Annotated in this window: 4 protein-coding genes; 2 read left to right on the top strand and 2 right to left on the bottom strand. The window is 62.4% G+C overall.

Annotated elements, in window-relative coordinates:
* A partial coding sequence (locus VEK15_10980; protein ID HXV61208.1) for a molybdopterin-dependent oxidoreductase occupies positions 1-2691 on the bottom strand: 2691 nt, incomplete at its 3' end.
* A 15-nt stretch (positions 2692-2706) separates the two neighbouring features.
* Positions 2707-4329: an ethylbenzene dehydrogenase-related protein gene (locus tag VEK15_10975; GenBank protein ID HXV61207.1), complete on the bottom strand. Its 1623-nt coding sequence runs from the start codon at positions 4327-4329 to the stop codon at positions 2707-2709.
* A 386-nt stretch (positions 4330-4715) separates the two neighbouring features.
* On the opposite strand from VEK15_10975, the gene VEK15_10970 reads away from it, so the two are divergent.
* Both VEK15_10970 and VEK15_10965 read left to right on the top strand, forming a co-directional pair.
* On the top strand, positions 4716-5198 hold the full coding sequence (locus VEK15_10970) for a fasciclin domain-containing protein (protein ID HXV61206.1): 483 nt from the start codon (positions 4716-4718) through the stop codon (positions 5196-5198).
* A 238-nt stretch (positions 5199-5436) separates the two neighbouring features.
* Entirely contained in the window at positions 5437-6195 is a 759-nt protein-coding gene (locus VEK15_10965) for a DUF4397 domain-containing protein (protein ID HXV61205.1), read from the top strand.
* Positions 6196-6252 lie beyond the last annotated feature (57 nt).

Raw genomic sequence — 6252 nt, 5'->3', positions numbered from 1 at the left:
CTTGGATGTCTTTACGCTCGGCCAGGGCATCTTCACGTTCCTCACCGTGCGCTCGTCCCAGTGCTCCGCCGTCGAGGAAATGCCGTAGTCGTCCGGGCGGACGAATGGATTCGTGCTCACGATGACGTTCGGCAGATAGGGAGTCGCCTCGGGCCCCTCGCGATGGACGATGAAGTTCTCGCCGTACTCGATGGCCTCGGGAACGTCCGCATAGGCATGAATCCTGCCGGTGTCGGTATGGAAGGGCTCGTCGTCGTGCACCTGCTCGTAGAACGGAATGCGCGGATAGGTGCGGAAGTTCATGAGCGCCCCGCCCGGAGGCCCGTAGCGTCCGGCCATGATGTCCGGAACCGTATACCCCTTGGTCGTGGTGCAGCTGTCGAGCAGCCGCTGCAAGTAAATCTCTCGGCGTCCCTCGTGCTCGAACTTGAAGACGTCGTGGAAGCGGGAATCCCCGGTCACCTCCCCGAGCGCCTCGGCGATGCCCGCGAGGATGGTGAGATCGTCCTTGCTGTCGAAGACCGGAGGAATGCCTCCCTTCCAGACTTGAAGAAACGGATTGGAGCAGCTCGCGGTGACCTCGAGATCGCGAAACTCCAGCCAGGAGTTGGCGGGAAGGGCGATGTCCGCGTACTCGATGGATGCGGTCATCTGGATGTCGAAGGACACGATCAGATCGACGTGAGGGTTCACGTTCTTGATCATCCCGTAGCACCATTTCGCGTTGTTGATGAGGTTCACGTTGTTGAAGATGATGGCCTTCGAGGGAGTCGGCATGTGGGTCTCGCCGGTGAAGTTCTTCCGCCCATAGCGCGGCGTTTCCACGATGAGCGCCTGATCTCCGTGGTTCCAGTAGGCGGGCTCCTCGTCCTTGGTGTACGGGTGGGCGACGATGTCCCTTCCGTTCGTTTCCGGATCCAGATTGAGCTCGAAGGGATCCTCCGCGACCCAGCCCTTGAACCCGGGCCCGGTCCACGGCGCGCCCTGGAACAGAGCCGCTTTGTAGTTGCCCGCCCAGGTGTGGCAGCCGGCGCCGGGCTTCCCGATGTTGCCGGTGAGCATGAGCGGCAAATAGGCGGCCCGGTTCATCTCCGTTGCATGGAACCAGTGGTTGATGCCCTCGCCCTGATGGATGGCCACCGGGGCGAAGGTGGCGATATCCTCGGCGAGCTGCTCCACGAGATTTCGCGGCGCCTGGGTGATCTCGCAAACGGTGTCGAGGTCGTAGTCCCGGAGATGCGTCTGGTATAACGTCCACAGCGTCGAGCAGGTCACGGTGCTCCCGTCGGCGAGCGCGACTTCGAACGTCCCCTCGAGCGCGGGTCGGATGCCCCGTTCCACCATCCGCTGCCCCACGTCGTCCCGGGTGATGGCCCGCGGTGCGTTCTCGACTTCGTCCCACAGCACGCGGTCTCCGATTTGCTCGTGCTGCTCGGCCGTCAAGCCCTGGATCGTCATCGAAGGGCCGTCTGCACCCAGGGACGACTGGTAGCCGGCAAAGACTTCATCCGCGCGAAGACGCTTCAGGTTGTCGTGGCGAACGAGCAGGGGGAAGTCGGTGAATCGTTTGACGAAGTCCTCGTCGTACTGTCCCTTCTCCATCATGAGCCGTGTGATGCCAAGCCAGAGAGCGGCATCGGTTCCCGGTCGAATTGGAATCCAGTAATCGGCTTTGGTGGATGGCGGGCCGTACTCCGGAGCGATGACCACGATCTTCCCGCCTCGCTCCATGCACTCGATGAACCAGTGCGAGTCGGTCAGCTTGTTCTCCACCAGGTTCTTTCCGTCCATGATGATGAGCTTGGAGCTTCTCAAGTCGTTGAAATCGCAATCCGAGGCCTGGAGGCCGTGGACCCAGGGATGGCCCGGCGCCTGGTCGCCGTGCCAGGTGTAGTTCGACCAGGTTCGACCCGCGCGCGCCTCCTCCGCTCCGACGCCGCGTACCTGGGCATCCAGAAGCGCCAGGCTGTTGCAGAGCCGATACATTCCGTATTTGCCGAGCACGCCGAGGAGGCCCATGCCACCGCGCATCTTGATCGTTCGCGTGCCCGCACCGCCCATGGCCTCGACCATCTCCGGCTGATACCCCTCCTCCAGCAGCCGCCTTTTTCCCTCTTCGCCGCTGTAGGTCCGGGAGATGGCCTCGAGGGCCCGGGCGATGTCTTGGAAAGCATCCTCCCAGCTGATCTGAATGAACTCGTCGCCCCCGCGGTCATCGAACTTGTACGCCGAGCGGAGCTCGGGAGTGAGCACGGGAAAGCCCGCGTCCGCCCACTGCTTCCATCCCTTCCGAACGATGGGATGGCGAAGCCGATAGGGCCCGTAGATGACCCGATGGAAGGTGTAGCCCTTCGCGCACTGGCGCGGGTTCCAGTTCGCGGTGGCCTTGTTTCCGTAGAGATCGGCGTAGTCCTGGTAGTCGTAGGTCGAGCCGCTCCGGACGACGATCCCGTTTCTCACGTAGGCCCGGATGCGGCACGCGTGGGTGTCGTTGGGGGAGCAAACCCAGTCGAACCAGCGGTCGTAGCGATACTGATCGTGGTAGATCCTTTCCCACTCCCGCGACACGGTGCGATGGAGGGGGTTCTCCTGCGGCACGGCCGGCTGGAGAAACGTGCAAGCGGGATCGAGCGAGACCACCGAAGCGCCGAGGCCGCCGCCCAGGTATTTCAGGAACACACGTCTATCCATCTCCAGCGACTCCTTTCAAGGAGCAAGAACTAATTCCTGCCAAATCGTGACTGATTTCTTTCCGTCGCGATCGCCCGCGCTCCCGTTCCAGACCGCGAACGCCACCGAAGCCGTTCCGCCGGGCCTCAGAGACGCGCCGTCGGCTCCCTCGGCCCGGAGACTCCGTCGAAAGAGCACGCGGTAAGAGCCCGTCGAGTAGACGCCGGACGCCCGGACGGCCTGGTCGATATTCGGCCGCGCTCTCAACGTGCTGAACCCTTCGGCGCGCAGATCCTCGGCGGGACTCTGGGGAAGCGGATTGGAGACGATGTTCCCCACGCCCCATGCGGTAACGTACGTGGGGTCCGAATCGAGCGTGAGCGCGTTCCGCGTAGGCTGTTCCAGGGGAGAACGCCGGAAGTTGGGATAAGAGTCGATTCCGATGTTCGGATAGATCTTGTCGAGCTCCTGGAAGGCTGGCTCCATGTCCGCCTGTCGTTCGGACTTCCACATCCAGATATTCACCGCCACGCCTGGCTGGCCCATGGCGAAAAACGGGGGATCGGCGCTCACCGAGAACTGGACCGCGGCGGCGTCGCGAAAATCCTGAGGCCGGATCGCGGTGTGATCGTAGGTGCCATCCGGCCAGACCATGAGAAGCGCGAGCTCCTCCCCATCGTGAAGCGCCCTGACGGTGACCTCTTCGGGCCGGTCGTCTCGCCACCAGAGCGGCATCAAGTGCAGGTTCACGGCATCCGTTTGCCTCCAGATCCCGTCGTCGGGGTGCTCGGGAAGCGACTCCACCCGGCTCGCCACGATGCGAAACTTCTTCATTTCCATCTTGGCTCGCTGCTCGGGGCTCGAAAGCGACAGCACGAAGTGCGTCAGATGCCACGCGTCCTCGCCATAGATGTACGGGCTCATGGGCATGGGAGAGCCAGGGAGCCCGGCGACGATACGGCGGTACACGTGCTCGCGATCGGGTGTGCCTTTGAAGATCCCCGCGGTCAGGTCCCGCGGGCGGGTGGGCCGTCCCTTCGAGTCCACCTGTTCCTGCTGGCCGTCTCCGCGACCAGTCACTCCATGACAGGCGGCGCAGTTCTGCTGGTAGAGCTCTCGCGCTCGATTCGCCGCGGGAGTGTCGTAGGCTGGCTCGCTGGGGATCTCCAAGAAACCCCGTCCCTCCTCGAAGGGCTGAGTGGGAACGTAGGCTTCTCGAATCTCCATCGACTGCGTGGAGAACGTCTTGATGTAATGCACCAATCCCCAGCGAGCTCTCTCGTCGAGATGTGCCCACGAAGGCATCGCCGAGCCCGGCATGCCTCGCGAAATGGTTCGGAAAAGGTCCTCGTCAGTAGGGACGCGATCCCATGTCGAGACCAGGCGATATTCGCCCCGGGTGAAGTCCCGTGGGCGCGGATAAAGAAGATAGGCGGCGTCCCCTTCTCCATCGCCGGCGAGACCATGACAGGAAGCGCACTCTTTCTGGTAAGTGAGTCTCCCGAGCTCGATGAGGTCGGCGCTCACCTCGAGCACGGACGAAGGCTCGATGGATAGGTCGATGGCTCCGCTCGTCTGAGAGGTGCGTCCGTGACAGGCAGCAACAAGGAGAAGACAGCTTGTCACCGCCGCAATCGATCGAAGCGGCCTCGGCCTCATAGTCCCTCCCTTCCTTCACTTGGACCCAAGAAAAGCAAGACGCGGACCAAGATGCGGAAGGAATGTAACTACCGACGGTTGGTGGCCTCTTTGGACGCTCAGAGAGCCTCGCGGCGAACGACAGGAGCGATTTAACTCAAGAACGGGTGATTCGACGCAGTCGAGGAATTGGGACCATCGATCGCGGACCGGAGCGGCAAGGCTGTTTTCCCTGCGCGCGAGGTCACCGCCGGTGGGAAAGATGAGCGGCGAAGAGGCCCATCCAACTTCCCGGTGTATTCTGTCAATATATTATTTTAGATAATTACTTGACACAACGTATCCCATGGTCTACTATTTCCGGGTACGGGGCGCACGTCAAAGCCCCAACGAAAGGAAGAAACTCAATGAAAACCCTCGTAACGCTCCTGGCCATCGCGGCCCTCACCACGGCACCGCTCGCTGTCGCCGACACTCACGCAAAAAAAGACATCGTCGACACGGCGATCGCCGCGGGCTCGTTCACGACGCTCGTGAAGGCGATTCAGGCGGCGGGCCTGGTCGAGACACTGAAGGGCTCCGGTCCGTTCACCGTCTTCGCTCCGACCGACGAAGCCTTCGCGAAACTACCGGCAGGGACGCTGGATAAACTTCTGAAGGACAAGGCGAAGCTCACCTCCGTCCTTACCTACCATGTGGTTCCGGGCAAGGTCCTGTCCTCGGACGTCGTGAAGCTCGACTCCGCGAAGACCGTCCAGGGCCAGAGCATCTCGATCGACGCCAAGAGCGGCGTTCGCGTCAACGATGCGAAGGTCGTGCAAGCCGATATCGAGACCTCGAACGGCGTCATTCACGTCATCGACACGGTGATTCTTCCATCCATGGAATGACGTCGCGGCGAGTGGGTGGGTGGCGCGAGCTGCCCGCCCTCTCGCAGGCACTCTGCGTCCGCGATTTTCTTGAGGGATTTCGGCGCCGGGGACCCCCGGATCCGCCGCTGCCACAAAGCAATCAACATGAGACCTCAAATGACGTCGCGGCCATTATTTAGATTTTTTGGAGACATAAATGATACCAAACACTTGTGACAGCAGACTCGAATCCCAAAACCAAAAAGGAGTACCAATCATGAAATCCCATGTTCTTGCCACCGCCGCGCTCGTCACATTCGCGGCATTGGGACTTGCCTGCAATGACGGCTCGTCCCCGTCCTCTCCCACGGCCCTACCCACGACTTCGACCGCCCCGGCCGTCGACGGTTCCGGCGGGCTTACGACGCTCCCGCGCGGGAATACGTTCGCGGGACCCGTTCGGCTCCGCGTCGCGCACCTCTCGACCGACGCTCCACCCGTCGATGTCTGGGTGAACGGAAGCGTCGTACTGAGCAACGTTCCCTACCAGGCGGTGAGCGACTACCTCGACCTCGAGGCCGGCGAATACCGCATTCAAGTGACGCCGGCGGGCTCGACGTCCCCTATCGTCATCGACGCCACGCTCGGCCTTCAGGCTGGGAGCGTGTACACCGTTGCCGCCGTAGGATTCCTGTCCTCGGATACGCTTTCCCCGCTCGTGCTTCTCGATGATCTCGCAACCGGCCAGGGCGCTCGCCTCCGCTTCGTCCACGCGAGTGCCGACACGGGCCCCGTGGACGTTGCCGTCGCCGGCGGTCCGGTCCTGTTTGGAAACGTCACGTTCCAGAAGGCGAGCGACTACGTGGAGGTCCCCGCCGGGACGTACGACCTCGAGGTTCGTCCCGCGGGCTCGAGCACCGTCGCTCTGAGCATTCCCGGTGTCGAAGTCCTCGGGGGAACGACGTATACCGTCTTCGCGGTCGGCCGAAGCTTCAACGGAACGCTCGGCCCGCTGCCGGTCGTGGACGCTTCCTAGTTTCATTCTCGAGGGGGCGGGAGCGAAACGCTTCCGCCCGATCTCTCGCGGAACCTC

This window comes from Vicinamibacteria bacterium (assembly GCA_035620555.1).
Classification (GTDB): Bacteria; Acidobacteriota; Vicinamibacteria; order Marinacidobacterales; family SMYC01; genus DASPGQ01.
The sequence above is the reverse complement of the archived record's forward strand: the minus strand, read 5'-3'. Positions and strand labels throughout refer to the sequence as shown.

Bases quoted from the DNA above. Each gene is read 5' to 3' on its own strand.
- VEK15_10970 (HXV61206.1), top strand. From the start codon at position 4,716: ATGAAAACCCTCGTAACGCTCCTGGCCATCGCGGCCCTCACCACGGCA.
- VEK15_10965 (HXV61205.1), top strand. From the start codon at position 5,437: ATGAAATCCCATGTTCTTGCCACCGCCGCGCTCGTCACATTCGCGGCA.
- VEK15_10975 (HXV61207.1), bottom strand. From the start codon at position 4,329: ATGAGGCCGAGGCCGCTTCGATCGATTGCGGCGGTGACAAGCTGTCTT.